The organism is Rahnella sp. PCH160 (genome assembly GCF_047784855.1).
In the GTDB taxonomy this organism is placed as follows: domain Bacteria; phylum Pseudomonadota; class Gammaproteobacteria; order Enterobacterales; family Enterobacteriaceae; genus Rahnella.
Genome location: NZ_JBLOGT010000001.1, coordinates 498980 through 524889, shown reverse-complemented (window position 1 = coordinate 524889; position 25910 = coordinate 498980). Strand labels below are relative to the sequence as shown.

Below are 25910 nucleotides of genomic sequence, written 5' to 3'. Positions count from 1 at the left end.
ATGAACTCACGCTTTAGCTCTCTTTTCCATTCCGCGGCGACATTTCTGTTGGCGCTGATGCTTTTAGTTGTTTTGATTCCTTCCGCAGCGTTTGCGGCAGGCATGAAAAACATCAATGTTTCCAATGGCGCAACGCAGTCGACGGTGACCATTACCTTTGACGGATCACCGGATTATTCTTTTTTCCCGCTGCATAACCCTGAACGCGTCGTCATGGATATCCGTCAGGACGGTCTGATGAAAGGGCTGCCGCTGACGTTTAATGGCCAGAATCTGGTGACCCGCGTGCGCGCCAGTACGCCGCCGAATGCGCAAAGTCAGCGTCTGGTTTTTGAACTGAATCAGAAAGTCAGAACCAACGCGACGAAACAAAAAGACGGCAGCCAGTACACCGTGGTGCTGACCATGAATGCGTCTGCTGCGCCGCGCCGGAATACGCCGGTTTCCACGGTAACGAATACGCCGTCGCCGAACGCCGTCGCCACGCCTGCCGCATCGGAAAAATCGAATCCATTTACCAACGACCAGACGAAAGTTGTCTCCACGTCCGTGGCACCGGACAACTCACGATCTTCCACCATTTCCACCAGCGACAGTCAAATTATTGTCGCGATCGACGCCGGTCATGGCGGGCAGGATCCGGGTGCCATTGGTGGCGGTGGTTTAAAAGAAAAAAATGTCACGATTGCCATCGCCCGTAAGCTTCAGACGTTGCTCAACGCCGACCCGATGTTTAAACCGGTGCTCACGCGCGATGGCGACTATTTTATTTCCGTCATGGGGCGTTCTGACGTCGCCCGCAAGAAGAATGCGAATGTGCTGGTTTCTATTCACGCCGATGCCGCGCCAAGCCGCAGCGCGCGCGGGGCGTCAGTCTGGGTTCTGTCAAACCGTCGCGCCAACAGTGAAATGGGTAACTGGCTGGAGCAGCACGAGAAACAATCCGAATTGCTCGGCGGCGCAGGCGATGTGCTGGCGAATACCGCGTCTGACCCTTATCTGAGTCAGGCGGTGCTGGATTTACAGTTCGGCCATTCCCAGCGCGTAGGTTATGACGTGGCGACCCGCGTCTTACGCGAACTTCGCTCGGTCGGCTCGCTGCACAAAGCTAAACCGGAGCACGCCAGCTTAGGCGTGCTCCGTTCGCCGGACATTCCGTCTTTGCTGGTAGAAACGGGCTTCATCAGTAACTCAACCGAGGAGCGGCTGCTGGGCAGCAGCGCGTACCAGGATAAAATTGCACGAGCCATTCACGTTGGCCTGCGTAATTATTTCCAGTCGCATCCGATACAAAACGGCCCAAAGGTCGAAAACCGTCCGCTGCTGGCATCAGCATCGGCGGCAAGCGATAGTGCAACGGCAAGTGCATCTGCCCGTTCTTCCGTCAGCCAGCCCGGCCCGATTGAAGCCACAGCCGCTTCCGGCGGGGCGACGCAGATCCACAAAGTCACCCGTGGCGAAACGCTGACAGGTATTGCCAACAGTTACGGAACGACCAATGCGGCGTTGCGTGACCTCAATAAATTGAAAAAAGAGGGCGTCTGGGTCGGCCAGAGATTGAAAGTTCCTGCCGGCACCCGCACTTCTACTTCATCTGCATCGCGCGCTGCCGCCACAGCGGCGAAGAAACCGGCGAAACATACGGTGAAGCGCGGCGATACGCTTTCCGCGATTGCGAGCAAATACGGTGTCAGTATGAATGACATCAAAACGGCGAATCACATGAAGTCTGGCGAGGTACAGCTCGGCCAAACCTTAACGATTCCACAGTCATAACGGCGGTCTGCAGCCGCCAGCCACAGGAGCCGATATGCCGATCAAGGTATTGCCGCCGCAGCTTGCTAATCAGATAGCGGCCGGTGAAGTTGTCGAAAGACCGGCTTCCGTGGTGAAAGAATTGGTGGAAAACAGCCTGGACGCTGGCGCGACGCGCATCGATATCGATATCGATCGCGGGGGTGCCAAGCTTATCCGTATACGTGACAACGGTTGCGGGATTAGCAAAGACGATCTGGCCCTTGCGCTGGCACGTCACGCCACTAGTAAAATCACCTGCCTCGACGATCTGGAGGCGATTCTCAGCCTCGGTTTTCGAGGCGAAGCGCTGGCCAGTATCAGTTCCGTATCGCGTCTGATTCTGACGTCGCGCACCGCAGAACAAAATGAAGCCTGGCAGGCATACGCCGAAGGCCGCGACATGGCGGTGACCGTCAAACCGGCCGCGCACCCGCAGGGTTCTACCGTTGAAGTGCTGGATCTGTTTTACAATACGCCAGCCCGGCGCAAATTTATGCGCACCGAAAAGACAGAATTTACCCATATTGATGAAGTCGTCCGTCGCATTGCGCTGGCGCGTTTTGACGTTTCCGTCAATCTCAGCCACAACGGCAAACTGATCCGGCAATACCGTGCGGTAAAAGATCCGTCTCAGGCTTCCCGCCGTCTGGCCAGTATTTGCAGCCCGACGTTCGTTGAACATGCGCTGGAAGTTGAGTGGAGTCATGGCGACCTGGGGATCCGCGGTTGGGTTGCGGACCCGGCGGGTTCGCGCAGCCTGACTGACATGCAATATTGCTATGTGAACAACCGCATGATGAAGGATCGTCTGATTAATCATGCGATCCGTCAGGCATATCAGGATCAGTTGAAAGACGATCAGCAGCCCGCGTATGTGTTGTATCTGGACGTGGATCCGCATCAGGTGGATGTCAATGTGCATCCGGCCAAACACGAAGTGCGTTTCCACCAGTCGCGGCTGGTTCATGATTTCATCTATCAGGCCGTGATGTCTGTTTTGCAACAGGCGCGTAATCCGGTGCTTGAAGAACCACAGTTGCAGGAAGAAACGCCGCGCTGGCAGCCGGAAAACCGGCAGGCGGCGGGGGGGAATCATTTCTCACGGCCCGCTGATAAAAAACCGGCTCAGCCCGCACGGGAAAATGTATTTCCTGAAACGTCCCGAAGCAGCGCGCCGCGCGAACCGGTATTTCGCAGTGCTGAACCGGCGTACAACCGCAGTGAAGCGAAGCCCTATCAGCAGCTTTTACAGCCTGCCGCCGGGGATTTCTCATTGCAGGAATCGCCCCCTGTCGTGGCACAGGCCGCTAAACCTGCTACATCCGCGGCCCGTACACTGGCTGAACCGGCACTCGAAGCGCACAGTCAAAGTTTCGGGCGCGTACTGACGGTCTGTGCGGCGGAATACGCGTTGCTGGAGCGCGGAAAACAACTGGTACTTTTATCTTTACCGGTGGCCGATCGCTGGCTGAAATGGGCGCAACTGACGCCGCCGGAAGAAGGGCTCCGTCCGCAGCCTTTGCTTATCCCGCTAAAACTGACATTAAGCAAAGAAGAAGCCGCCGTGTTGGCGAAAAACGCCTTGTTATTACAGCATTTTGGTTTAGAAATGCTCAGCGAGTCACAACGTGTGACGGTTCGCGCAGTACCTTTACCATTACGCCAACAAAATTTACAAAAGTTGATACCCGATCTGTTAGGTTACCTTGCTGTTCAGCAGGAGGTGACTTCTGATGCGGTAGCTATGTGGTTTGCCCGCCACTGCGGCTGCGAGCACGAGGTCTGGACGATTTCACAAGCCATACAATTACTCACGGACGTTGAGCGACTTTGCCCACATCTGGTTAAAGCGCCTCCCTCCGGACTTCTGCAACCTCTTGATTTACAGTCCGCGCTGGCGGCTTTTAAGCATGACTGATTCTGAAAAAAACGCCGCTCCCCCGGCAATCTTTATCATGGGGCCGACCGCATCCGGTAAAACGGCACTGGCGATGTCGCTGATGAAACATCTTCCCGTTGAGTTAATCAGTGTGGATTCCGCACTGATCTACCGTGGAATGGATATCGGCACCGCGAAACCGACGGCAGAAGAACTGGCGCAAGCACCACATCGTCTGATTGATATTCTGGACCCGACCCGCGCTTATTCTGCCGCAGACTTTCGCGCTGACGCATTACGCGAGATGGCAGAAATAACCTCACGCAATAAGATCCCGTTATTGGTGGGTGGGACTATGCTTTATTTCAAGGCATTGCTCGAAGGTCTTTCACCGTTGCCCCCGGCCGATCCGGCTGTGCGTGAGCGCATTGAAAAACAGGCCGCAGAGCAGGGTTGGGAAGCACTTCATGGCCAGTTGAACGAGATAGATCCCGTCGCGGCTATGCGAATTCATCCGAATGATCCGCAGAGACTGTCCAGAGCACTGGAAGTTTTTTATATTTCGGGTAAAACTTTAACGGAACTGACTAAAATTTCGGGTGAAACGCTGCCTTATCACGTTCATCAGTTTGCGATTGCCCCGACCCGTCGTGAAACATTACATGCGCGGATCGAGGAACGTTTTAGTCAGATGTTGTCCAATGGTTTTGAAGACGAAGTCAGAACGCTGATAGCTCGGGGCGATTTGCATACGGATTTGCCTTCCATTCGTTGCGTCGGATACCGCCAGATGTGGTCATATTTATCGGGTGAATTCGATTACGATGAAATGGTTTTTCGTGGTGTTTGCGCGACACGACAACTGGCCAAGCGTCAGATGACCTGGTTGCGGGGTTGGGAGGGTGTCCAATGGCTTGATTCTGAGAAGCCGGAAGAGGCCTTAAACCGTGTAATTCAGGTTCTTAGTGCATAGGTTGGATGATTGTGTACAATTGATCAGTACTCAGCGCGCAAATTTTTTATGTGATTTATTTTCGAGCCGATAGGCTCAAAGTTACAAACAACAAACTAATAAGGAAAAGATAGAATGGCTAAGGGGCAATCTTTGCAAGATCCGTTCCTGAACGCATTGCGTCGTGAACGTGTTCCGGTTTCTATTTACTTGGTGAATGGTATTAAGCTGCAAGGCCAGATTGAGTCTTTTGACCAGTTTGTCATTCTGTTAAAAAATACGGTAAGCCAGATGGTGTATAAACACGCTATCTCCACCGTAGTGCCTTCCCGCCCGGTGTCACATCATAGCAATAATCCAGGTACGGGCAGCACCAGCAACTATCATCAAGGCAGTACTCCGTCTGCGCAGCAACAGCCGCAGCAGGAAAACGATGACGCTGAATAAAGCGCAACGTTGGTCAACCACGAAGGGGTTCATAAGTATTCCGATTATGCTTATGTACCCCCGGCTGGCGAATTTTTCCCAAATGAGAGGTCGCAAGCTTGTTTGACCGTTATGAAGGCGGCGAACAGGCCGTTCTGGTTCATATCTATTTCTCGAGAGACAAAGACACGGAAGACCTGAGCGAATTCGAATCGCTGGTTTCTTCTGCCGGTGTAGAGGCGCTGCAAGTCGTCACCGGGAGCCGCAAGGCACCGCACCCGAAATACTTTGTCGGCGAAGGCAAAGCCCAGGAAATTGCAGACGCCGTCAAAGCAACGGGCGCTTCTGTCATCCTGTTTGATCACTCGCTTTCTCCTGCTCAGGAACGAAACCTGGAAGCCTTGTGCGAGTGTCGCGTTGTCGATCGCACAGGATTAATTTTAGATATCTTTGCCCAGCGGGCACGAACACACGAAGGTAAGCTACAAGTAGAACTGGCGCAATTACGCCACATTGCTACCCGACTGGTTCGTGGCTGGACACACCTTGAGCGTCAGGGCGGCGGCATTGGTGCGCGTGGTCCGGGCGAAACCCAGCTCGAAACGGACCGCCGTTTACTGCGGGACAGAATTACGCTAATCCTCAGCCGTCTTGAAAAAGTAGCTAAGCAGCGCGAAACAGGTCGTCGTTCGCGCGTCCGTGCGGATATTCCAACGGTGTCTTTGGTCGGTTATACCAACGCCGGAAAATCCACACTCTTTAACCGTATCACTCAGGCCGATGTTTACGTGGCCAATCAGTTGTTTGCTACGCTGGATCCTACACTGCGACGCATTATGGTTGCGGATGTCGGGGAGACAGTTTTGGCGGACACCGTAGGGTTTATTCGTCACCTGCCCCATGATTTAGTTGCCGCCTTTAAAGCAACACTGCAGGAAACCCAACAGGCATCTCTGTTACTCCATGTTATTGATGCAGCGGACATCCGTGTTGAAGAAAACATTGACGCGGTGAATACGGTGCTGGCAGAGATTGAAGCAGATGAAATTCCTGCGCTGTTAGTGATGAACAAAATAGACATGCTGGATGATTTTGTCCCGCGTATCGATCGCAACGAGGAGAATTTGCCGGTCAGGGTCTGGCTCTCAGCCGTGACAGGTGAAGGTATTCCGTTGCTCTTTCAGGCGTTATCGGAGCGGTTATCTGGCGAAATTGCGCAGCATGAATTGTGCCTGCCGCCGGAAGCAGGCCGCCTTCGTAGCCGTTTTTACCAGCTTCAGGCCATTGAAAAAGAATGGATTGAAGAGGATGGCAGTATTGGTCTGATGGTGCGAATGCCCATTGTTGACTGGCGCCGCCTCTGCAAACAAGAGCAGGAACTGGCCAGCTATGTCCGCAACCAGAGCCTGTCTGATTTGGCCTGAAGAACACCAATCATAGAATAATGGAGCTATAACATGGCGTGGAATCAGCCCGGTAATAACGGACAGGACCGCGACCCCTGGGGCAGCAGCAATAATAATAGCGGCAACTCTGGTGGAAATTCTGGTGGTAATAATGACAACAAGGGCGGCCGCAATCAGGGGCCACCTGACCTGGATGATATCTTCCGTAAACTTAGCAAGAAGCTGGGTGGATTCGGCGGAAAAGGTTCAGGCAACAACAATAACAACGGTACGCCAACCGGTTCTGGTCATGGAATGAGTGGCACCCGAATTGCGGGCATCGCGGTTGCCGCGGTGGTTGTGATTTGGGCGGCGACGGGCTTCTATACCATTAAAGAAGCGGAGCGTGGCGTGGTCACCCGTTTTGGTAAGTTCAGCCACCTGGTTGAGCCGGGCCTGAACTGGAAACCGACCTTCATCGATCAGGTTCGCGCAGTGAACGTCGAAGCCGTACGTGAACTGGCAGCGTCTGGTGTGATGCTGACATCTGATGAGAACGTGGTACGCGTTGAAATGAACGTGCAGTACCGTGTGACCAACCCTGAAGCGTACCTGTTCAGCGTCGCCAACCCTGACGACAGCCTGAGTCAGGCGACGGACAGCGCACTACGTGGCGTTATCGGCAAATACACGATGGATAAAATCCTGACGGAAGGCCGTACCACCGTGCGTAGTGATACTCAGCGTGTACTGGAAGAAACTATCCGTCCGTACAAAATGGGTATTACCATTCAGGACGTCAACTTCCAGACCGCGCGTCCGCCGGAAGAAGTGAAAGCTTCCTTCGATAACGCGATTGCCGCCCGTGAAAGAGAGCAACAGTCTATTCGTGAAGCAGAAGCTTACGCGAACCAGATCCAGCCTCTGGCAAACGGTGAAGCACAACGCTTACTGGAAGACGCGAAAGCGTATAAAGACCGTACCGTTCTGGAAGCGCAGGGTGAAGTGGCCCGGTTCTCCAAACTGTTACCGGAATATAAAGCAGCACCGGAAATTACCCGTGAGCGTCTTTATATCGAAACCATGGAAAAAGTCCTCAGTCACACCCGTAAAGTTTTGGTGAGTGATAAAGGAAATAACCTGATGGTATTGCCTCTGGATCAGATGCTGCGCGGTAATAACGCCGCAGCGAACGACACCAGCAAAAATGATGAAGCAGGTTTGTTGCCTTCTGTACCGGGTTTAACCAGCAGTAATGGCAAAAGCAATGCCGATAACAGCAGTTCCCGTTCGTCTGGCAGTGTCATGGACCAGCGCCGTGCTAATGCACAGCGTGACGATACACTTCGCGTAGGGAGAGAATAACAATGCGTAAGTCATTTTTACTTATCGTCGTTGTGGTGCTGGTGGCGCTTTATGCTTCACTGTTTGTGGTTCAGGAAGGTCAGCGCGGTATTGTGCTGCGTTTCGGCAAAGTTCTGCGCGACAGCGATAACAAGCCTCTGGTGTATGCGCCGGGTCTGCATTTTAAGGTTCCGTTTGTGGAATCGATCAAAATGCTCGACGCGCGTATCCAGACGATGGATAACCAGGCTGACCGTTTCGTGACCAGCGAGAAGAAAGACTTAATCGTCGATTCTTACCTGAAATGGCGTATCAGCGATTTCAGCCGCTATTATCTGGCCACGGGCGGCGGTGACGTCTCTCAGGCTGAGATCCTGCTGAAACGTAAATTCAGTGACCGTCTGCGTTCTGAAATTGGTCGTCTGGATGTGAAAGACATCGTGACCGATTCCCGTGGTCGTCTGACATTGGACGTACGTGATGCGCTCAATACCGGCAGCGTAGGTGATGAGCCTGAAGCAACGACCGAAGCGGATGATGCAATTGCGTCTGCGGCTAAACGTGTTGAGCAGGAAACCAAAGGCAAACAGCCTGCAGTGAACCCGAACAGCATGGCAGCGCTGGGTATTGAAGTGGTTGACGTTCGTCTGAAACAAATCAACTTGCCGGAAGAAGTGTCCAGCGCGATTTACGACCGTATGCGCGCTGAGCGTAATGCGGTGGCATTGCGTCACATTTCTCAGGGTAAAGAAGAGGCGACTAAAATTCAGGCCGCAGCAGATTACGAAAGAACCCGTACTGTCGCTGAAGCAGAACGTACCGCCCGTATTACGCGCGGTGAAGGCGATGCAGAAGCGGCGAAACTGTTTGCTGATGCCTTCAGCCAGGATCCTGACTTCTACGCATTCATCCGCAGCCTGCGTGCTTATGAGGCCAGCTTCAAGAGCGGTAACGACGTCATGGTGTTAAGCCCTGACAGCGATTTCTTCCGCTTCATGAAGTCACCTGAAAAAAATAAATAATTGCTGATGCAATTTCTAAAAGGCCCTTTGTGGGCCTTTTGTCATTTCTGAAACACCCTTTTCTATTTGAAGGGAATCACTGAGACGCATTCACCATGAATTCGACAATCTGGCTGGCGCTGGCATTAGTTTTGGTTCTGGAAGGCCTGGGGCCGATGCTTTATCCAAAATCCTGGAGAAAAATGATCCTCACGCTGGCGAATCTTCCCGATCACATTTTGCGCCGTTTTGGTGGGGGTCTTGTGGTTGCGGGCTTCGTAATTTACTACATGTTGCGTGGTCGTCTGGGTGGTTGAGGTTTTGTTACGTTCAGCGTGTCACGTCCTGTTGAGACCGGTAGCACGCAATTAAAATTTTTCCCGCAAACGTGTGCTAAAAGTACTGGAAAGCACAGAATGAGATGTTAGAATCCTTTTTTAAGCAACCTGGTGATTCTTGAGATGGGTAAGAACGTCGTCGTACTCGGCACACAATGGGGTGATGAAGGGAAAGGCAAGGTCGTAGACCTGCTTACTGAACGGGCTAAATATGTTGTGCGCTATCAGGGCGGTCACAACGCCGGTCACACTCTGGTTATCAACGGTGAAAAAACCGTTCTTCATTTAATTCCGTCTGGCATTTTGCGTGAGAACGTGATCAGCATCATCGGCAACGGTGTTGTTCTGGCACCTGACGCTTTAATGAAAGAAATGGGTGAACTTGAAGCTCGTGGCATCCCTGTACGCGAACGTCTGTTACTCTCTGAAGCTTGCCCGCTGATCCTGCCATACCATGTTGCACTGGACATGGCGCGCGAAAAAGCGCGTGGCGATAAAGCAATCGGCACCACCGGTCGCGGCATCGGCCCGGCTTATGAAGATAAAGTTGCCCGTCGCGGTCTGCGCGTTGGCGATCTCTTCAACAAAGAAACTTTCGCTATCAAGCTGAAAGAAATCATCGATTATCATAACTTCCAGCTGGTTAACTACTACAAAGTAGAAGCCGTTGATTTCCAGAAAACGTTGGATGATGTCATGGCTATTGCCGACATCCTGACCGCTATGGTTGTTGACGTGTCTGAGCTGCTGGATGGCGCGCGTAAGCGCGGCGATCTGATCATGTTCGAAGGCGCACAAGGTACGCTTCTGGACATCGACCACGGGACTTATCCGTACGTAACGTCTTCCAACACCACAGCAGGCGGCGTCGCTACCGGTTCGGGTATTGGTCCACGTTATGTTGATTACGTTCTGGGTATCGTAAAAGCCTATTCCACCCGCGTAGGTGCAGGTCCGTTCCCGACTGAACTGTTCGACGAAACCGGTGAATTCCTGCGTAAGCAAGGTAACGAGTTTGGTGCGACTACCGGTCGTAGCCGTCGTTGCGGCTGGCTGGACATCGTAGCTGTTCGTCGTTCTGTGCAGATCAACTCGCTGTCTGGTTTCTGTCTGACCAAACTGGACGTGCTGGACGGTCTGAAAGAAGTGAAACTGTGTATTGGCTACCGCATGCCTGATGGCCGCGAAATGACGACGACCCCGCTGGCAGCAGAAGGCTGGGAAGGCATCGAGCCAATCTACGAAATCATGCCAGGCTGGAGTGAAACCACCTTTGGTGTGAAAGAAGTCGAAAATCTGCCACAGGCAGCACTGAACTACATCAAGCGTATCGAAGAGCTGACTGAAGTTCCGATTGATATCATTTCGACTGGCCCGGATCGTAGCGAAACCATGATCCTGCGCGACCCGTTTGACGCTTAACAGCCTGAGCTGATTGCGTAAAACGTCATAACCGGGCAAATTTGCCCGGTTTATTTTTTTCTGACCGTCCACGCTTGTTTACTTCCCGCGAAGCATCCACTATCTAAATGATTAGCTGCAAAGTTCGCGGCTGGTTTATCATCAAAGTGTCATAATAAACAATCATCTTCACCCTGTTGCCATTGCTGACGTGGAAAGACCGGGTAAACAACTACCCAGAGGTATGTGTGCAGTTAACGAGTTTTACTGATTATGGTTTGAGAGCGTTGATTTATATGGCATCGCTGCCAGGCGATCAGATGACCAACATTTCACAGGTCACCGAAGTTTATGGTGTATCGCGAAATCACATGGTGAAAATCATTAATCAGTTGAGCCGCGCGGGCCTGGTCACCGCTGTCCGTGGCAAAAACGGGGGCATTAAACTGGGGAAACCCGCGGAGACAATCCGCATTGGCGATGTGGTTCGCGAACTCGAACCGCTGTCACTGGTCAATTGCGACAGTGATTTTTGCCATATCACGCCCGCTTGCCGGCTAAAACTCGTCCTGCACACTGCTGTAGAACATTTTCTTGATGAGCTGAATCAGTACACTCTGGCCGATATGGTCAAAGACAATTCACCGCTCTACAAATTATTGCTTGTTGAATGAAAGACTTTCAACAAACTGCTGATGACAACGGAGGAATCGCTATGTCACAAGATCCATTCCTGGAACGAGAAGCAGAAAAATACGAATCACCTATTCCCAGCCGTGAATTTATTCTGGAACATCTCGGCAAACGTGAAACGCCCGCCAGCCGGGAAGAGATTGGGAATGAGCTGAATATTTCCGGAGAAGACGCGCTGGAAGCCCTGCGCCGTCGTCTGCGTGCGATGGAGCGTGACGGGCAACTGGTCTTCACCCGCCGTCAGTGCTACGCGCTGCCGGAGCGTCTGGACTTACTGAAAGGCACCGTCATTGGCCATCGCGATGGCTATGGTTTCCTGCGCCTTGAAGGCGTAAAAAAAGACGACGTGTATCTTTCTGCTGAACAAATGAAAATGTGCATCCACGGCGACGTGGTGCTTGCACAACCGGTCGGCACCGACCGTAAAGGCCGCCGTGAAGCGCGTATCGTGCGTGTCCTGGTGCCAAAAACCAGCCAGATTGTCGGTCGTTACTTTACCGATGCCGGTGCAGGTTTTGTGGTGCCAGACGACAGCCGCCTGAGCTTTGATATCCTGATCCCGGCCGATGCCATTAACGGCGCGCGCATGGGGTACATGGTGGTGGTTGAGCTGACACAGCGTCCGACCCGCCGTACCAAAGCTGTCGGTAAAATCGTTGAAGTGCTGGGCGATAAAATGGGCACCAACATGGCGGTGGATATCGCACTGCGTACGCACGAAATCCCACACGTCTGGCCGCCACAGGTTCTGAAACAGGTCGAAGACCTGAGCGAACAGGTGCCGGAAGAAGCCAAAAAAGGCCGTGTTGATTTACGCAGTCTGCCGTTAGTCACCATCGATGGTGAAGACGCACGGGACTTCGATGACGCCGTATATTGCGAGAAAAAACGCGGTGGTGGCTGGCGCTTGTGGGTGGCTATCGCTGACGTCAGTTATTACGTCCGTCATGGCACCGCGCTGGACGACGAAGCACGCAGCCGCGCGACATCCGTTTACTTCCCGTCGCAAGTTGTCCCGATGCTGCCGGAAGTGCTGTCGAATGGCCTGTGCTCCCTGAACCCTCAGGTTGACCGTCTCTGTATGGTCTGTGAGATGACTATCTCCGCGCAGGGCAAGCTGACCAGTTCTAAATTCTACGAAGCGGTGATGAGCTCCCACGCCCGTCTGACCTACAATAAAGTCTGGCGCGTCATCGAAGGTGACCCGGAGCTGCGCGAACAGTACAGCCCGCTGGTTAAGCATCTGCTTGAACTGCACACCATGTACAAAGTGTTGGATCAGGCGCGTGCAGAACGCGGCGGTATCGCGTTTGAAACGGAAGAAGCGAAATTCATCTTCAACGCCGAGCGCCGTATCGAACGCGTCGAACCGACCGTCCGTAACGATGCGCACAAACTGATTGAAGAGTGCATGATCCTCGCGAACATCGCGGCGGCGCGTTTTGTTGAAAAACATAATGAACCGGCGCTGTTCCGTGTTCACGACCGTCCAAGCGACGACCATATCTCCGCGCTGCGCAGCGTGCTGGGTGAGTTGGGTTTGGTCATGGGCGGCGGTCTGAAACCTGAGCCGAAAGATTATGCTCAGATTATGGATGAACTGGCGGATCGCCCTGACCGCGAAATGCTGCAAACGATGTTGCTGCGTTCGATGAAACAGGCGATTTATGACCCGGAAAACCGTGGCCACTTTGGTCTGGCGTTGCAGTCCTACGGGCACTTCACGTCCCCAATCCGTCGTTATCCGGATCTGGCATTGCACCGCGCCATCAAATATCTTCTGGCGAAAGAGCACGGCACGCTGAAAGACCGCTGGACGCCAACCGGTGGCTGGCACAGCGATTATGAAGATATGTTGCAGCTTGGCGAGCATTGTTCCATGGCTGAACGTCGTGCGGACGAAGCCACCCGGAACGTAGCTGACTGGCTGAAATGCGACTTCATGCAGGATCACGTCGGCGAAGTCTTTACCGGTATTATCGCCAGCGTCACCGGCTTCGGTTTCTTCGTTCGCCTGAACGATTTGTTCATAGACGGCTTAGTGCATGTGTCCTCGCTGGACAACGATTACTACCGTTACGACAACATCGGGCAGCGCCTGGTGGGTGAATCTTCAGGCGCGGTTTACCGCCTGGGTGATACGGTAGAAATCCGCGTTGAAGCTGTACATATGGACGAGCGTAAAATCGACTTCGCTCTGGTTTCCAGCACCCGTAAAGCACGCGGTGAAGGTAAAACAGCACGCGATCGTGCCAAAAAAGGCGGCGAACGTTCCATGCGTTCCACCGCGCCTGCCAATGCAGGGCGTCGCCGTACTGGCAAGAAAAACGTGAACTTTGAGCCGGACAGCACCTTCCGTAAAGACGACGCAAAACCGGCTAAACCGAAGAAAGAGAAAACGGTTGGCGAAGTGGGTAAAGACGGTAAACCGAAGAAAGCTAAAAAGCCTTCTGACAAAACGACGAAAATTGCATCGGCCACCAAAGCCAAGCGCGCGAAGAAAAAGTCGACCGACAGCTAACCCTTCCCGGCGATTCGTCTATGGTAGAATCGCCCGTAACCTTATTAAATTGCGGACAGCATGCTGTCCGCAATTCTATTTTAAAGAGCATCATGAGCGAAATTATCTACGGTATTCATTCCGTTAAAGCCTTACTCGACAACGATCCGCAGCGCTTTCTGGAAGTCTTCATCCTGAAAGGCCGTGACGACAAACGTCTGAAACCATTGATCGACGAGCTGGAAGCGGGCGGCATTGTTATCCAGGTGGCGAGCCGACAGTGGCTGGATGAGAAATCCGAAGGTGCCGTGCATCAGGGGATTATTGCCCGCGTGCGTGAAGGCCGCCAGTATCAGGAAAACGATCTGCCTGCGCTGCTTGAAAGCCTCGATTGCCCGTTCCTGCTGGTGCTGGACGGCGTAACCGACCCGCACAATCTGGGCGCATGTTTGCGTACTGCTGATGCGGCGGGTGTTCATGCCGTTATCGTTCCGCGTGACCGTTCTGCAAAACTGAACGCGACAGCCAAAAAAGTCGCCAGCGGCGCGGCAGAAAACGTACCGTTGATTAACGTGACCAATCTGGCGCGTACTTTACGCGTATTGCAGGAACATAATGTCTGGATCGTCGGCACGGCAGGCGAAGCGGATCATGATCTGTTCCAGAGCAAGATGACCGGCCCGATGGCGCTGGTGATGGGCGCAGAAGGCGAAGGTATGCGCCGTCTGACCCGCGAACATTGCGACGAACTGATCAGCATCCCGATGTCAGGCAGCGTGTCTTCCCTCAACGTCTCTGTCGCGACCGGCGTTTGCCTGTTCGAGGCGGTACGTCAGCGTGGTCTGAAGAAAAGCTGATTTCAGATTTCTGACGTCATGCCATAAAACGGGAGCCTTCGGGCTCCCGTTTGCATTTCTGCCTTTGTGATCTGCGCGCCTGTTAATTCTCCGATTTTTACCATACTGATACCTCATCCTTATGAAAGGGAGCAGGCGATGAACTGGGAAACACATCGGGTTTTCAATCAGCCCAAGCCGCTGAGTAACAGCAATTTATTCCTCTCTGATACGCCGCTGCGCGAAGCCGTTGCCCGCCAGCAGGCGGGCTGGGACAGTGACGTGCTGGCTTCTTTAGGACAACAGCTGGGCTCTGCCGAATCGCTGGAACTCGGACGGCTGGCGAATGCGAATCCGCCCGATCTTCTGCGCTATGACACCACCGGTGAACGGCTCGACGATGTCCGGTTTCACCCGGCCTGGCATTTGCTGATGCAGGGGCTGATTGCTAATCGGGTGCATAATTTGCCGTGGCAGGAAGATGCGCGTATTGGTTCTGCCGTGGCGCGTGCCGCGCGCTTTATTCTGCATGCTCAGGTTGAAGCCGGAACACTTTGCCCTGTAACGATGACTTTCGGCTCGATTCCTCTTTTACAACATTATCTGCCTGCGGAATTTCGCAGCTGGCTCAGACCGCTGCTTTCTGACCGTTACGATCCGCATTTGCAGCCCGGCGATCAGAAGAAAGGTGTGCTGATTGGTATGGGCATGACCGAAAAGCAGGGTGGTTCTGACGTGCTCAGCAACACCACGCGGGCGGTTGCGCTGGAAGGCCGTGGCAGCGGAAAACCGTATCATCTGACCGGCCACAAATGGTTTTTCTCGGTACCGCAAAGCGATGCGCATCTGGTGCTGGCGCAGGCCGACGGCGGGCTGTCCTGCTTCTTTTTGCCCAGGGTTCTGCCGGACGGCTCGCGAAATGCCATCCGTATTGAACGCCTGAAAGATAAACTCGGTAACCGCTCGAACGCCAGCAGTGAAGTGGAGTTTCAGGATGCGACGGGCTGGCTGCTGGGCGAAGAGGGAGAAGGGATCCGCCATATCCTGAAAATGGGCGGACATACGCGTTTTGACTGCGCGCTGGGCAGCCACGCCATGATGCGCCGGGCTTTATCCGTGGCCTTGTATCACGCCTTCCAGCGGCAGGTGTTCGGCAAACCGCTGATTGAACAGCCACTGATGCGCCAGACGCTGAGCCGGATGGCCCTGCATCTGGAAGGGCAAACGATGCTGCTGATGCGCCTGGGCGCGGCGACCGGCGCATGCGATAACCCGGATGAACAGATTTTGTGCCGCCTGCTGACGCCCGCCGCGAAGTTTGAAGTCTGCCGTCAGGGCATGCCTTTTGTGGCGGAAGCGATGGAGGCATTAGGCGGGATCGGGTACTGCGAAGACAGCGAGTTGCCGCGTTTGTATCGTGAAATGCCGGTGAACAGTATCTGGGAAGGCTCGGGGAATGTGATGTGTCTCGATGTGCTGAGAACACTCAAAAAGCTGCCCGCCAGCGGAGAAATGCTGCAACACCTGTTGCATCAGTCGCGCGGGCAAAACCGGATTTTTGACCGCGCTTCACGCCAGTTCCAGCAACGTCTGCATGCACCGGAAGAAGCGCAGGGGCGCTGGCTGACCGGACAACTGTTTAACCTGCTGGCGGCCACGCAGATGCTGGAATTTGCTTCGCCGCCCATGGCCGACGCGTGGTGCAGGATGGTACTGGATCCGCGCGGAGAAACGCTGTTGCCTGAACGCCTGTGTCAGTTGCTGATCAACCGCGCAATCGGAGCCGAATGATCAGCGGTAAAGCGTGGCCTGAGAGTACCAGCGACCGGGGATAATGGTTTCGCTGTTAAACATGATGACGTAATAACGTGCGCCCGCTGCATTGGCTTTGCGCTGGATTTCCGCTTCGACGTCCATCGGGCTGCCAAGGGCTTCGGCGGTAATACTGCCGATTTTGGTCAGCGTTGATGTCTGGGCGCGAGTAATTTCCTGCGCTTTTGCCGTCGGTGCGGGCGGTGGAACGGGCGTAGTCTGCATGACATTGCTGCAACCGCTGAGCGCAGCCAGTAACAGCAGCGCGGCGGAGATTTGGAGGGTTTTCATCGTGATATCCGGAAAAAGGGCGATACTCTGAGTGTAGCCCTTTCACCGCTAAGCTGGCGAGTCTGCGCGGTGTTTATTACCGCGCGACTCACGTCTTATCTTTCGGAAATTTTAAATACGCTCACCAGTTGAGAAAGGTGACGCCCCTGTTCGCTAAGCGCCGCCGCAGTTTGTCTTGAATTTTCCACCAGCGTGGCGTTCTCGTGCGTCGCTTTACCAATCTGCATGATGGCAATATTGACTTGCGAAATCCCCGAAGACTGCTCATGTGAAGCCACATCGATGTCGCTCATCAGCACTTTCACCTGACGGATCCCGCTAAGAATACCGCTCATATTCGCCTGCGTTTTGGCCGCGCTCTGATGACCGTCTTCGACTTTGCTCAGGGAGTCGGCGACCAGATTTTCAATCTCTTTCACCGCATTTGAACTGCGTTGCGCCAGCGCCCGGACTTCGGCAGCCACCACTGCAAATCCGCGACCGTGTTCACCGGCTCTGGCGGCTTCCACCGCGGCGTTCAGCGCCAGAATATTGGTCTGGAAGGCGATGCCTTCGATGACCGTGGTGATATCTGCGATGCGCGTCGAGGCATGTTTGATGGCTTCCATGCTTTCGACGGACTGATTCACCGCGTCCGCGCCCACCGTGGCGGCCTTATCGGTTTGCAGCACCAGTTGCGTTGCCTGCGTGGCGTTGTCCGCCGTGTTCTGCACGGTGGCAGTGATTTGCTCCATGCTGGCCGAGGTTTCTTCCAGACTGCTCGCCTGCGTGCCAATCTGCTGATTGATTTGATCGCTGTCGTGCGCCAGCCCGTGCGTATTGGTCATAATTTCAGAAGACACCTGACGCACTTCGCCGACAATTTTCTCCAGCCCGTGGCCGATGCCGTCAATGGCGTGCATCAGGGAACCAATCTCATCGACGCGCTGCGTCTGCGCGCGGGCACGCAAATCCCCGCTGGCGTATTGCTGGGCAATCAGCACCACGTCGCTGAGCGGGCGGCTGACCAGTTTTCGCGTCAGCCCGATAAACAGCGCCGCGAACAACGCCAGTGCCATAAGGCTGATCATCAGGAAGCGGTTACGCGTGTTGTTAACCTGTTCCATCAGACTGTCTTTGTCGGTACTGCCCACGACGACCCAATGCCACGCCGGGACATTGGCATAGACAATAAATTGCTGATGCTGGCTGGCAGGGTCGGTGTACTCGCGCTCTCCGTGCGATTGTGACATCACCTGCTGCAACTCACCGTCTGGCCACGCCGGGGTTTTGCCTTCATGCGTGGAATGCACCAGATACTTGCCGAGACCTTTCCCCGGTGCGCTGTTGAGCACAAAGAAATAGCCTTTCTCACCAATGCGTTTGGACAAAATTTTTGAGCGCATATCCGCGTATTCCTGCGTGATATCGACCCCGACAAACAGAATGCCGATCACGCTGCCCTGTGCGTCGCGCACCGGCTGATATTTAGTGATGTATTTTTTGCCGAATAACGTCGCGAGACCGCTAAAGGATTGTCCGGCCATAATTTGTGCATATGCCGGGCTGGCGCTGTCGAGCAACGTCCCGATAGCGCGCGTGCCATCCTGCTTTTTCAGTGAAGTGGTCACACGGATAAAGTCGTCGCCACGGCGTGCGAAAACGGTAGAAATGGCACCGGTGCGTGCCAGAAAATCATCGGGGATCCGCGTATCAAGATTCAGGGGATTACCGCCGGCTTTAATAACAGGCGCAGACTCACTGCCGACCATCACCGGGCTGGCGGTATCCAGCTCGAAATTCTCTGGCAGGAAGTTGCTGAATAAACGCGTGTAGCTGTCAACTTCCGCATTCAGGCTGGCGTTATACATCTCAATCATGTCAACGACGCCGGTCACCTGTTCTGAAATGGCGTTAATGGCCAGCTCATTAACCTGTCTGCCGGCAGAATGCGTCAGAGACAAAGTGAAAATAATAAACAGGGTGCCGACCAGCAGAGATGCAATACTGGCCAGTTTTGCGCCTATGCTCCAGCGGCGAAATGCACGTTTTGATGCCGTTTTCATGGGTTTTTTCCGTTTGCTTATGTAAGCGCACTAACGGCGGCAAACGGGAAAGGATTAATGATCAACTGTAACCAGTTATTTCATTAAAAATTGATTTGAATCAATGAAATTATTCTAAATGTGTGAATTTGAATTAGGCAAAAATCACTGATTTTACTTTCACTTCAATAAATGGTTATAAATCATGCGAAAAAGGTTGTGGCCGGCCGGCGTCGGGCCGGTAAACTGAAAAACAGACTGAAGCCAAACTCGTTTGCCAAAAGGCGTAAAGGGAGTATCAGATGGTTGAGATGTATGAAGAAAATATTGAAGGGATCCAGGTGATCCACGCCGTTCCTGCCGGACAATATCCGCAGCAGCTCCCGACGATATTTTTCTATCACGGCTTTACGTCGTCGAAGGAAATTTACTCCTATTTTGGCTACACACTGGCGAAAGCCGGTTTTCGCGTTATTTTGCCTGATGCCCGGCTCCATGGTGCGCGTGCTGATGGCGACGAAGCCCGGTTGCTGGCCAATTTTTGGGGCATTTTGCAGGGCAATATAGAAGAGTTAGCGGTGCTGAAAGATCACTTTGTCGGCAACGGCCTGGCCAGTTCGGAGAGATTAGGCGTCGGCGGTGTGTCTATGGGTGGCATGACGACGATGGCGGCGCTGGTCAAATTCCCCTGGGTGAAAGTGGCGGCAAATCTGATGGGCTCCGGCTATTTTTCACATTTATCGCACCGTCTTTTTCCGGCTTACGATGTGGAAGACTCCGCGCAACGCAACGCGTTTGAACGTGAATTTGCACCGTTATTGAGCCTGGATATCAGCGGGAAAACGGCCTTAATCGCCGGTAAACCGTTGTTTGTCTGGCACGGTGAACAGGATGATGTCGTCCCGTTCGGCGAAAGTCAGCGCCTGAGGCAGGAGCTTGCGGAAAATGGCGCGGATGCCAATCTGACGTTCATTTCTGAAGCCGATGCGAAGCATAAAGTGTCGGTAAACGCGCTGGCGGCAAGCACCGAATTTTTCGCCGCCAGGCTGTAGAGAAATTAATCTACCTTTCTCCTTGAGTTTCCCACAGGCTGTACATATAATTGCGCGTCATTTTTTCGACCGCACAACAAACACGTTCCTTGCTTCCATGGGCCGCGGTTGACCCTGACAGGAGGCTGAATAATCCGTAAGGAGCAATTCTATGCGTCATTACGAAATCGTATTTATGGTTCACCCTGACCAAAGCGAACAGGTTCCGGGCATGATCGAGCGTTACAGTGCAGTAATCACTAACGCTGCTGGTCAGATTCACCGTCTGGAAGACTGGGGCCGCCGTCAACTGGCTTACCCGATCAACAAACTGCACAAAGCTCACTACGTTCTGCTGAACGTTGAAGCTCCGCAGGAAGCGATCGATGAGCTGGAAACAAACTTCCGCTTCAACGACGCCGTTATCCGTAGCATGGTTATGCGTACTAAACACGCGGTAACTGAAGCATCTCCAATGGTTAAAGCAAAAGACGAACGTCGTGATCGCCGTGAAGACTTTGCTGAAGCTAATGATGATGCCGAAGCTGGGGATTCTGAAGAGTAATTGCCGTGATGGCGAATCGTCTGGTGTTGTCAGGCACTGTGTGCAAGACCCCCATTCGTAAAGTCAGTCCTTCGGGTATTCCTCACTGCCAGTTTGTGCTTGAGCACCGCTCGCAGCAGCAGGAAGCCGGATTTAGCCGACAAGCGTGGTGCAGAATGCCCATCGTTGTCAGCGGACAAGCGTCACAAGCATTAACTCACAGTATAACGGTCGGCACGCAACTCACTGTTACCGGATTCATTAGTTGCCATCAAGGGCGCAATGGACTGAATAAAGTGGTGTTACATGCCGAGCAGATTGATTTGATAGATTCTGGAGACTAGCCTAATGGCACGTTATTTCCGTCGTCGCAAGTTCTGCCGTTTCACCGCGGAAGGCGTTGTAGAGATTGATTATAAAGATATCGCTACGCTGAAAAACTACGTTACCGAAAGTGGTAAAATTGTCCCGAGCCGTATTACCGGTACTCGTGCAAAATACCAGCGTCAGCTCGCTCGTTGTATCAAGCGCGCACGCTATCTTTCTCTGTTGCCATACACTGATCGTCATCAGTAATCGGCAACTGTCAATTAACGACTCTGAGAGGATTAGGTAATGCAAGTTATTCTGCTTGATAAAGTAGCAAACCTGGGCAGCCTGGGTGATCAAGTTAACGTTAAAGCGGGCTACGCTCGTAACTTCCTGGTACCACAGGGCAAAGCTGTTCCTGCTACCAAGAAAAACGTTGAATTTTTCGAAGCACGCCGTGCAGAACTGGAAGCTAAATTGGCTGACGTTCTGTCCGCTGCTGAAGCTCGCGCAACTAAAATCAACGAACTGGGTTCAGTAACCATCGCGTCTAAATCAGGCGACGAAGGCAAACTGTTCGGCTCTATCGGTACTCGCGATATCGCTGATGCAGTAACTGCTGCTGGTGTTGAAGTTGCTAAAAGCGAAGTTCGTTTGCCGAACGGCGTCCTGCGTACTACGGGTGACCACGAAGTGGAATTCCAGGTACACAGCGATGTGTTCGCTAAACTGAACGTGATCGTGGTTGCTGAAGCGTAATAACGCTGAAGTTAACCTGTAAAACGCCGGCCTTGTGCCGGCGTTTTGCTTTTCTGCGTCCGGGAATTTTCATCCCGGGAGAAATAAGAACGAGTGGCTTTTTTTGACGATTAGTTTCCGCGCTGGAAGCTGCCATCCGGCTGACGTGTAAACGTCACCGTCACATTTTGCTCCGTGGTCACCTGTAACGCCGTGACTATACCCTGCGCATCCCGCTGAATTTTCACCTGCTGACCCGTTTTGAGCGTGCTCAGGGGCTTATCTGCGCCCTCAACGCGCGCCATCGCGAACACATCATTCACAGCCATATTATTGTCGCGGAATAGCTGCGCCAGTGTCTGACCCGACTGAACCTGATAATTGCGCCAGGTGCCGGCACTGTCATTTACCTGCGGCTGTACCGGATCCGCCATCTGCGTGGTCCGGCCCTGATCGTTACGTAAATCGGCCTGCATCGGGATACTGGCCGGTTGTTGTGGCTGTGAAGGCGCGTAGGTATTTTCCGGCGTGTAAGGCCAAAGCAGTGCCAGAAGGATCACCAGCACACTAATAATGATGCCACGACGGTGCGTGTAAGGCAGGGGCGACATCCAGTGGAAATCGTCGCTCATATGCCAGATTTTGCTCAGCAGCGTTTTGCTTTTCGTCACTGCAGAAGAAGTGCGACCGGTTTGTGCGGCAATCTCTTCCTCTTCGTTTTCATTTTGCGCTGTCGTGTCTTGCATTGGCCTTTTCATAATCGCAATCCAGGATCTCAACATCGGTTGATAAATACGGACGGCTTTCCTTCTCCTGGGCGGGATTCTGCCCATGACAACCTCTCTTTTTCACTGTCACAATTTCGACTGCCTGTTGCTGCCTAGTATAGCCGCTTAACTGCTTGATGCGGAAAGGGGCAAAGCATAAATATCACCCAAACGATGTGTTAAATAGCGGCAAATACGAAAAATTCATCGAAAAGTGGAAGGAACTGCGTCAGCCGTCAAGTTGCCTCACAGAGAATTTTACCCAAAAGCGTTGCGCTGCTATGCTGCGCGTTCGACATTTTTAAGAGCTAAGGAAAATTCATGACTACCCCTTCATTTGACAGCGTAGAAGCGCAGGCAAGTTACGGTATCGGCCTGCAGGTCGGTCAACAGTTGCAGGAATCAGGTTTGGAGGGCTTAGAGCCTGACGCACTGCTGGCAGGCTTACGTGATGCGCTGGAAGGGAATACGCCAGCCGTTCCTGTTGATGTGGTTCACCGCGCACTGCGTGAAGTCCACGAACGTGCTGATGCTGTTCGTCGTGAACGTCAGGAAGCACTGGCCGTTCAGGGCCAGGAATTCCTGGCTGCAAATGCACAGCGCGAAGGCGTAAGCAGCACCGAATCCGGTCTGCAATTCTCTGTGATTACTCAGGGCGAAGGCACTATCCCGGGCCGTCAGGACCGCGTACGTGTTCACTACACCGGTAAACTGATCGACGGTACGGTGTTCGACAGTTCCGTACAGCGTGGCGAGCCAGCTGAATTCCCGGTTAACGGCGTGATTGCGGGCTGGATTGAGGCACTGACTCTGATGCCAGTCGGTTCGAAGTGGGAACTGTACATCCCTCACAACCTGGCTTACGGCGAACGTGGTGCGGGTGCTTCCATCCCTCCTTACAGCGCGCTGGTCTTCGAAGTTGAGCTGTTAGAAATTCTGTAATTCCTCACGGATATCAGCAACGAAAGGGCGCATTTGCGCCCTTTTTTCATCTTTGTCATTTATAGACAATCGCTGCGGACAGCGGAATTACTCGCCGCGTAATGCCCGCGGGAACAGCAAGTTATTTTCCAGATGGATATGTTCCATCAGGTCGGTGATGAATTCGTTAATCCCGGCATACAGCGCACGCCAGGTCACACAGGCACCTTCCGGCGGCGTCACGTTATTGGTCAGCCGTTTGATCTCTTCCAGAATATCGCCCGCATCATCATGCTCACGTTCCATCACTGAAATCGGCCCGGCGGCCTGACGGCCCATTCCGCCACGGATCATCGGGAACAGGATCTGTTCTTCTTTCATCATATGCTGGGTCAGTTCGTCGAGGATCAGTTGCAGCTGAACCGCCAGACCGTGCGGGCAGGGCAGTTTGTCACCGTGAACGCGTTCAACTTTATCCGCCATCAGCACCAGCTCAGGCAATTCCTGACGGTGACGATCGTGGTAGCGCGGAATAATGAAATCGATGATCTCCGCCAGCGGCGCGGTTTTCCAGTCGGTGGAAGAATTCGGTTGCTGCGCAATTTCAGCCAGTTGCTGTTCGATGAGATCGATATCCAGATCTTTTTTCGTTACGGCGCGCAACAGGGTTTGTTTGCCCCCGCAGCAGAAATCCAGATCGTACTGACGAAACAGGCGGGTTGCGCGCGGAATGGCAACAGCCAGAGCGCCAAGGGGTTGGTCGCGATAGTCCATGATGAAGCCTCGTTAAATGAAGGTGTTTATAACATGCATTGTAAATGCATCTTTAAGGCAGGGCTATAGCTCAAAGGAAGTACAGAAAGAAAAAACGCTCCCGGAGGAGCGTTGAGTGGGGGGCTATTTCTGCAAATCGACCTGATAAACCTCAAAGCCAATATCATCCGCGCCTTTGGCGGTGATCGGATATTGCGCGTGAGATTTTATGAAGGCAGCGGCTTTGTCGCCCGGTGACGTCTCGAAGCGGATATCCAGCGGCTGCGGCGCTTTAATCGTCGCCAGCTTCCAGTTATTGTCCGCCGTTGGCGTTACCGCACCGTGCTTTTTGGTTTCTGCGCTGATGTATGCGGCAACCACAGAACGGTTTTCATCCGGTGACGCGAAGGCAATATGCGTATCGCCGGTGCCCGCAAATTTTCCGCCGTATGCACGGTAATTGTTTGTGGCGACCAGGAACGTTGCTTTCAGATCGATAGGCTTACCGTTAAACGTCAGATTTTTAATACGTTCTGCATCTTTGTTGATGACCGTACATTCGCCGTCATATTTTGCCGGCTGGCTGACATCAATCTGATAATTCACGCCATCGATCACGTCGAAGTTGTAGGTACGGAAACCCTCCCAGTTAATCAGCGACTGCGGTTTGGTGCTGTTCACGTCAATCTGATTAAACTGCCCGGCGGAGCATTCCAGCCAGTCTTTCACTTCCTGCCCGGTGACTTTCATCACCACCAGCGTATTCGGATAAAGATACAAATCCGCTGCATTACGGAAAGTCAGTTCGCCTTTTTCCACTTCGACATAACTGGCCGGATCGTTTTTACGTCCGCCCACTTTGAACGGTGCGGCAGCGGATAATACCGGCAGATTGGCTAAATCAGGATCGCCCTGAATGAAGTGTTCGGTATAGGCTTTCTGCGCATTGTTGACGATTTGCACCGTCGGATCGTCCTGCACCAGCGCCAGATAGCTGTACATATTGTCGTTCGATTTACCGATGGGCTTGCTGACAAATTCGCGTGTTGCATCATGCGAAGACGCGAGGACTTTCACCAGACCCTGGTCTTCGGCGGCGAGCGATTTCTTCTGGGCTTTATCATAAATCGGACGTGCTTCGGCTTTCGCGGTTTCGACTTTCCAGCCGTTGCCGTCGTTGTTTAACACCATATCGACCACGCCCAGATGGTCGCCCCACATGCCCGGCATTACCGCTGGAATGCCATTGAGCGTCCCCTGTTTGATATCTGCGCCTTTGATATTGGCAAATTCTTCGCTAGGGAATACGGCATGCGCGTGGCCGAACATAATGGCGTCGATGCCTTTCACTTGGCTGAGGTAATACACCGAGTTTTCGGCCAGAGTTTTGTACGGATCGCCGGACAGGCCGGAGTGAGGGATGGCGACAATAATGTCCGCGCCCTGTTTACGCATCTCCGGGATCCATTTTTTGGCGGTCTCGGTAATATCCGCGACGGTGACTTTGCCCTGCAAATTTGCTTTGTCCCAGACCATGATTTGCGGCGGGACAAAACCGATATAACCGATACGCAGATTATGCGTTTTGCCGTCGCGATCTTTCACCGCGTTGTCGGTAATGAGGAAAGGCGTGAACAGCGGCTTACCGGTTTTGTCGTCAATGACGTTGGCGTTCACGTAAGGAAATTTCGCCCCGGCCAGCGCTTTTTTCAGGTAATCCAGACCGTAGTTGAACTCGTGATTCCCCAGGTTGCCGACCGCGTAATCCAGCGTGTTCATGGCCAGATAAACGGGATGAACATCGCCCTGTTTCAGCCCTTTTGCTGCCATGTAGTCGCCCAGCGGGCTGCCCTGAATGATGTCGCCGTTATCGACTAACACAGAGTTCGTTACTTCGTTTCGCGCGGCGTGGATCAGGCTGGCGGTACGCACCAGACCAAATTTGTCCGTCGGTTTATCTTTGTAGTAATCGAAGTCCATCATGTTGCTGTGCAGGTCCGTGGTTTCCATGATGCGCAGATCCACCTGTGCCGCACCCGCAGATGTTGCGACCAGCGTAGCCAACAGGGATAACGTCAGATGACGCTTGTTCATTGCCTTGCCTCCAGAGAACGGGCGACGCCCGGAAAAGAAAAACCGGATATATATCTCAAAATTTGCTGAGAATG

24 protein-coding genes are annotated in these 25910 nt (G+C 53.2%); 19 read left to right on the top strand and 5 right to left on the bottom strand.

Features of this window, described 5'->3' with window-relative positions; translation table 11 throughout:
• The 13 genes from amiB (at window position 1) to ACM5QY_RS02295 (ending at window position 16343) form a co-directional block, all read left to right on the top strand.
• Window positions 1-1776, top strand: a complete 1776-nt coding sequence (gene amiB / locus ACM5QY_RS02355; protein WP_416119072.1) for an N-acetylmuramoyl-L-alanine amidase AmiB — start codon at window positions 1-3, stop codon at window positions 1774-1776.
• A 34-nt stretch (window positions 1777-1810) separates the two neighbouring features.
• Window positions 1811-3715, top strand: coding sequence for a DNA mismatch repair endonuclease MutL (gene mutL / locus ACM5QY_RS02350; RefSeq protein ID WP_416119071.1), 1905 nt, complete (start codon window positions 1811-1813; stop codon window positions 3713-3715).
• Complete coding sequence (gene miaA, locus ACM5QY_RS02345; RefSeq protein WP_416119070.1) at window positions 3708-4649, top strand: tRNA (adenosine(37)-N6)-dimethylallyltransferase MiaA; 942 nt, start codon at window positions 3708-3710, stop codon at window positions 4647-4649. Before mutL ends, miaA begins: the two co-directional genes overlap by 8 nt.
• A gap of 114 nt (window positions 4650-4763) precedes the next feature.
• A complete protein-coding gene (hfq, locus tag ACM5QY_RS02340; protein WP_416119069.1) occupies window positions 4764-5075 on the top strand; it encodes an RNA chaperone Hfq in 312 nt (103 codons plus the stop codon).
• A gap of 98 nt (window positions 5076-5173) precedes the next feature.
• Window positions 5174-6478 carry a ribosome rescue GTPase HflX gene (gene hflX, locus ACM5QY_RS02335; RefSeq protein ID WP_416119068.1) on the top strand — a complete coding sequence of 435 codons (1305 nt, stop codon included), beginning with the start codon at window positions 5174-5176 and terminating at the stop codon, window positions 6476-6478.
• 33 nt (window positions 6479-6511) lie between these two features.
• On the top strand, window positions 6512-7804 hold the full coding sequence (gene hflK, locus ACM5QY_RS02330; RefSeq protein ID WP_416119067.1) for an FtsH protease activity modulator HflK: 1293 nt from the start codon (window positions 6512-6514) through the stop codon (window positions 7802-7804).
• Window positions 7805-7806: 2 nt separating this feature from the next.
• Window positions 7807-8805, top strand: a complete 999-nt coding sequence (gene hflC, locus ACM5QY_RS02325) for a protease modulator HflC (RefSeq protein ID WP_013573766.1) — start codon at window positions 7807-7809, stop codon at window positions 8803-8805.
• 95 nt (window positions 8806-8900) lie between these two features.
• Window positions 8901-9101 carry a DUF2065 domain-containing protein gene (locus ACM5QY_RS02320; protein WP_416119066.1) on the top strand — a complete coding sequence of 67 codons (201 nt, stop codon included), beginning with the start codon at window positions 8901-8903 and terminating at the stop codon, window positions 9099-9101.
• Window positions 9102-9245: 144 nt separating this feature from the next.
• Window positions 9246-10544, top strand: a complete 1299-nt coding sequence (locus ACM5QY_RS02315; RefSeq protein WP_104923529.1) for an adenylosuccinate synthase — start codon at window positions 9246-9248, stop codon at window positions 10542-10544.
• A gap of 227 nt (window positions 10545-10771) precedes the next feature.
• A complete protein-coding gene (gene nsrR / locus ACM5QY_RS02310) occupies window positions 10772-11197 on the top strand; it encodes a nitric oxide-sensing transcriptional repressor NsrR (RefSeq protein ID WP_416119065.1) in 426 nt (141 codons plus the stop codon).
• A 41-nt stretch (window positions 11198-11238) separates the two neighbouring features.
• Window positions 11239-13737 carry a ribonuclease R gene (gene rnr / locus ACM5QY_RS02305; RefSeq protein ID WP_416119064.1) on the top strand — a complete coding sequence of 833 codons (2499 nt, stop codon included), beginning with the start codon at window positions 11239-11241 and terminating at the stop codon, window positions 13735-13737.
• A gap of 92 nt (window positions 13738-13829) precedes the next feature.
• On the top strand, window positions 13830-14573 hold the full coding sequence (gene rlmB, locus ACM5QY_RS02300; protein ID WP_416119063.1) for a 23S rRNA (guanosine(2251)-2'-O)-methyltransferase RlmB: 744 nt from the start codon (window positions 13830-13832) through the stop codon (window positions 14571-14573).
• Between the two features lie 138 nt (window positions 14574-14711).
• Window positions 14712-16343: an isovaleryl-CoA dehydrogenase gene (locus tag ACM5QY_RS02295; protein WP_416119062.1), complete on the top strand. Its 1632-nt coding sequence runs from the start codon at window positions 14712-14714 to the stop codon at window positions 16341-16343.
• On the opposite strand, the gene bsmA is transcribed toward ACM5QY_RS02295, so the two are convergent.
• Both bsmA and ACM5QY_RS02285 read right to left on the bottom strand, forming a co-directional pair.
• Entirely contained in the window at window positions 16344-16655 is a 312-nt protein-coding gene (bsmA, locus tag ACM5QY_RS02290; RefSeq protein ID WP_416119061.1) for a biofilm peroxide resistance protein BsmA, read from the bottom strand. It abuts the gene before it with no gap.
• Between the two features lie 95 nt (window positions 16656-16750).
• Window positions 16751-18700, bottom strand: a complete 1950-nt coding sequence (locus ACM5QY_RS02285) for a methyl-accepting chemotaxis protein (RefSeq protein ID WP_416119060.1) — start codon at window positions 18698-18700, stop codon at window positions 16751-16753.
• Between the two features lie 281 nt (window positions 18701-18981).
• On the opposite strand from ACM5QY_RS02285, the gene yjfP reads away from it, so the two are divergent.
• The 5 genes from yjfP (at window position 18982) to rplI (ending at window position 21322) form a co-directional block, all read left to right on the top strand.
• Window positions 18982-19731 carry an esterase gene (yjfP, locus tag ACM5QY_RS02280; RefSeq protein ID WP_416119059.1) on the top strand — a complete coding sequence of 250 codons (750 nt, stop codon included), beginning with the start codon at window positions 18982-18984 and terminating at the stop codon, window positions 19729-19731.
• Window positions 19732-19882: 151 nt separating this feature from the next.
• On the top strand, window positions 19883-20275 hold the full coding sequence (gene rpsF / locus ACM5QY_RS02275; protein ID WP_013573776.1) for a 30S ribosomal protein S6: 393 nt from the start codon (window positions 19883-19885) through the stop codon (window positions 20273-20275).
• 5 nt (window positions 20276-20280) lie between these two features.
• On the top strand, window positions 20281-20598 hold the full coding sequence (priB, locus tag ACM5QY_RS02270) for a primosomal replication protein N (RefSeq protein ID WP_416119058.1): 318 nt from the start codon (window positions 20281-20283) through the stop codon (window positions 20596-20598).
• Window positions 20599-20602: 4 nt separating this feature from the next.
• On the top strand, window positions 20603-20830 hold the full coding sequence (gene rpsR / locus ACM5QY_RS02265) for a 30S ribosomal protein S18 (protein ID WP_004392491.1): 228 nt from the start codon (window positions 20603-20605) through the stop codon (window positions 20828-20830).
• Between the two features lie 39 nt (window positions 20831-20869).
• A complete protein-coding gene (gene rplI / locus ACM5QY_RS02260) occupies window positions 20870-21322 on the top strand; it encodes a 50S ribosomal protein L9 (protein ID WP_101078290.1) in 453 nt (150 codons plus the stop codon).
• A gap of 110 nt (window positions 21323-21432) precedes the next feature.
• Here rplI and ACM5QY_RS02255 read toward each other — a convergent pair whose 3' ends face one another.
• Window positions 21433-22134, bottom strand: coding sequence for an OapA family protein (locus ACM5QY_RS02255; protein WP_416119057.1), 702 nt, complete (start codon window positions 22132-22134; stop codon window positions 21433-21435).
• Window positions 22135-22389: 255 nt separating this feature from the next.
• Here ACM5QY_RS02255 and fklB point away from each other — a divergent pair, with 255 nt between their 5' ends.
• Entirely contained in the window at window positions 22390-23010 is a 621-nt protein-coding gene (gene fklB, locus ACM5QY_RS02250; RefSeq protein WP_416119056.1) for an FKBP-type peptidyl-prolyl cis-trans isomerase, read from the top strand.
• A gap of 87 nt (window positions 23011-23097) precedes the next feature.
• Here the strand turns inward: fklB and ytfE are convergent, their stop codons facing one another.
• Together ytfE and ACM5QY_RS02240 are read right to left on the bottom strand one after the other, a co-directional pair.
• Window positions 23098-23763 (bottom strand): iron-sulfur cluster repair protein YtfE, encoded by a 666-nt coding sequence (ytfE, locus tag ACM5QY_RS02245; protein WP_416119055.1) that lies wholly within the window; start codon window positions 23761-23763, stop codon window positions 23098-23100.
• 123 nt (window positions 23764-23886) lie between these two features.
• Complete coding sequence (locus tag ACM5QY_RS02240) at window positions 23887-25836, bottom strand: bifunctional 2',3'-cyclic-nucleotide 2'-phosphodiesterase/3'-nucleotidase (protein ID WP_416119054.1); 1950 nt, start codon at window positions 25834-25836, stop codon at window positions 23887-23889.
• Window positions 25837-25910: the final 74 nt, after the last annotated feature.

Coding starts and splice junctions, on each gene's coding strand:
- amiB (WP_416119072.1), top strand. CDS start 1: ATGAACTCACGCTTTAGCTCTCTTTTCCATTCCGCGGCGACATTTCTG.
- mutL (WP_416119071.1), top strand. CDS start 1,811: ATGCCGATCAAGGTATTGCCGCCGCAGCTTGCTAATCAGATAGCGGCC.
- miaA (WP_416119070.1), top strand. CDS start 3,708: ATGACTGATTCTGAAAAAAACGCCGCTCCCCCGGCAATCTTTATCATG.
- hfq (WP_416119069.1), top strand. CDS start 4,764: ATGGCTAAGGGGCAATCTTTGCAAGATCCGTTCCTGAACGCATTGCGT.
- hflK (WP_416119067.1), top strand. CDS start 6,512: ATGGCGTGGAATCAGCCCGGTAATAACGGACAGGACCGCGACCCCTGG.
- hflC (WP_013573766.1), top strand. CDS start 7,807: ATGCGTAAGTCATTTTTACTTATCGTCGTTGTGGTGCTGGTGGCGCTT.
- ACM5QY_RS02320 (WP_416119066.1), top strand. CDS start 8,901: ATGAATTCGACAATCTGGCTGGCGCTGGCATTAGTTTTGGTTCTGGAA.
- ACM5QY_RS02315 (WP_104923529.1), top strand. CDS start 9,246: ATGGGTAAGAACGTCGTCGTACTCGGCACACAATGGGGTGATGAAGGG.
- rnr (WP_416119064.1), top strand. CDS start 11,239: ATGTCACAAGATCCATTCCTGGAACGAGAAGCAGAAAAATACGAATCA.
- rlmB (WP_416119063.1), top strand. CDS start 13,830: ATGAGCGAAATTATCTACGGTATTCATTCCGTTAAAGCCTTACTCGAC.
- ACM5QY_RS02295 (WP_416119062.1), top strand. CDS start 14,712: ATGAACTGGGAAACACATCGGGTTTTCAATCAGCCCAAGCCGCTGAGT.
- bsmA (WP_416119061.1), bottom strand. CDS start 16,655: ATGAAAACCCTCCAAATCTCCGCCGCGCTGCTGTTACTGGCTGCGCTC.
- ACM5QY_RS02285 (WP_416119060.1), bottom strand. CDS start 18,700: ATGAAAACGGCATCAAAACGTGCATTTCGCCGCTGGAGCATAGGCGCA.
- yjfP (WP_416119059.1), top strand. CDS start 18,982: ATGGTTGAGATGTATGAAGAAAATATTGAAGGGATCCAGGTGATCCAC.
- rpsF (WP_013573776.1), top strand. CDS start 19,883: ATGCGTCATTACGAAATCGTATTTATGGTTCACCCTGACCAAAGCGAA.
- rpsR (WP_004392491.1), top strand. CDS start 20,603: ATGGCACGTTATTTCCGTCGTCGCAAGTTCTGCCGTTTCACCGCGGAA.
- rplI (WP_101078290.1), top strand. CDS start 20,870: ATGCAAGTTATTCTGCTTGATAAAGTAGCAAACCTGGGCAGCCTGGGT.
- ACM5QY_RS02255 (WP_416119057.1), bottom strand. CDS start 22,134: ATGGGCAGAATCCCGCCCAGGAGAAGGAAAGCCGTCCGTATTTATCAA.
- fklB (WP_416119056.1), top strand. CDS start 22,390: ATGACTACCCCTTCATTTGACAGCGTAGAAGCGCAGGCAAGTTACGGT.
- ytfE (WP_416119055.1), bottom strand. CDS start 23,763: ATGGACTATCGCGACCAACCCCTTGGCGCTCTGGCTGTTGCCATTCCG.
- ACM5QY_RS02240 (WP_416119054.1), bottom strand. CDS start 25,836: ATGAACAAGCGTCATCTGACGTTATCCCTGTTGGCTACGCTGGTCGCA.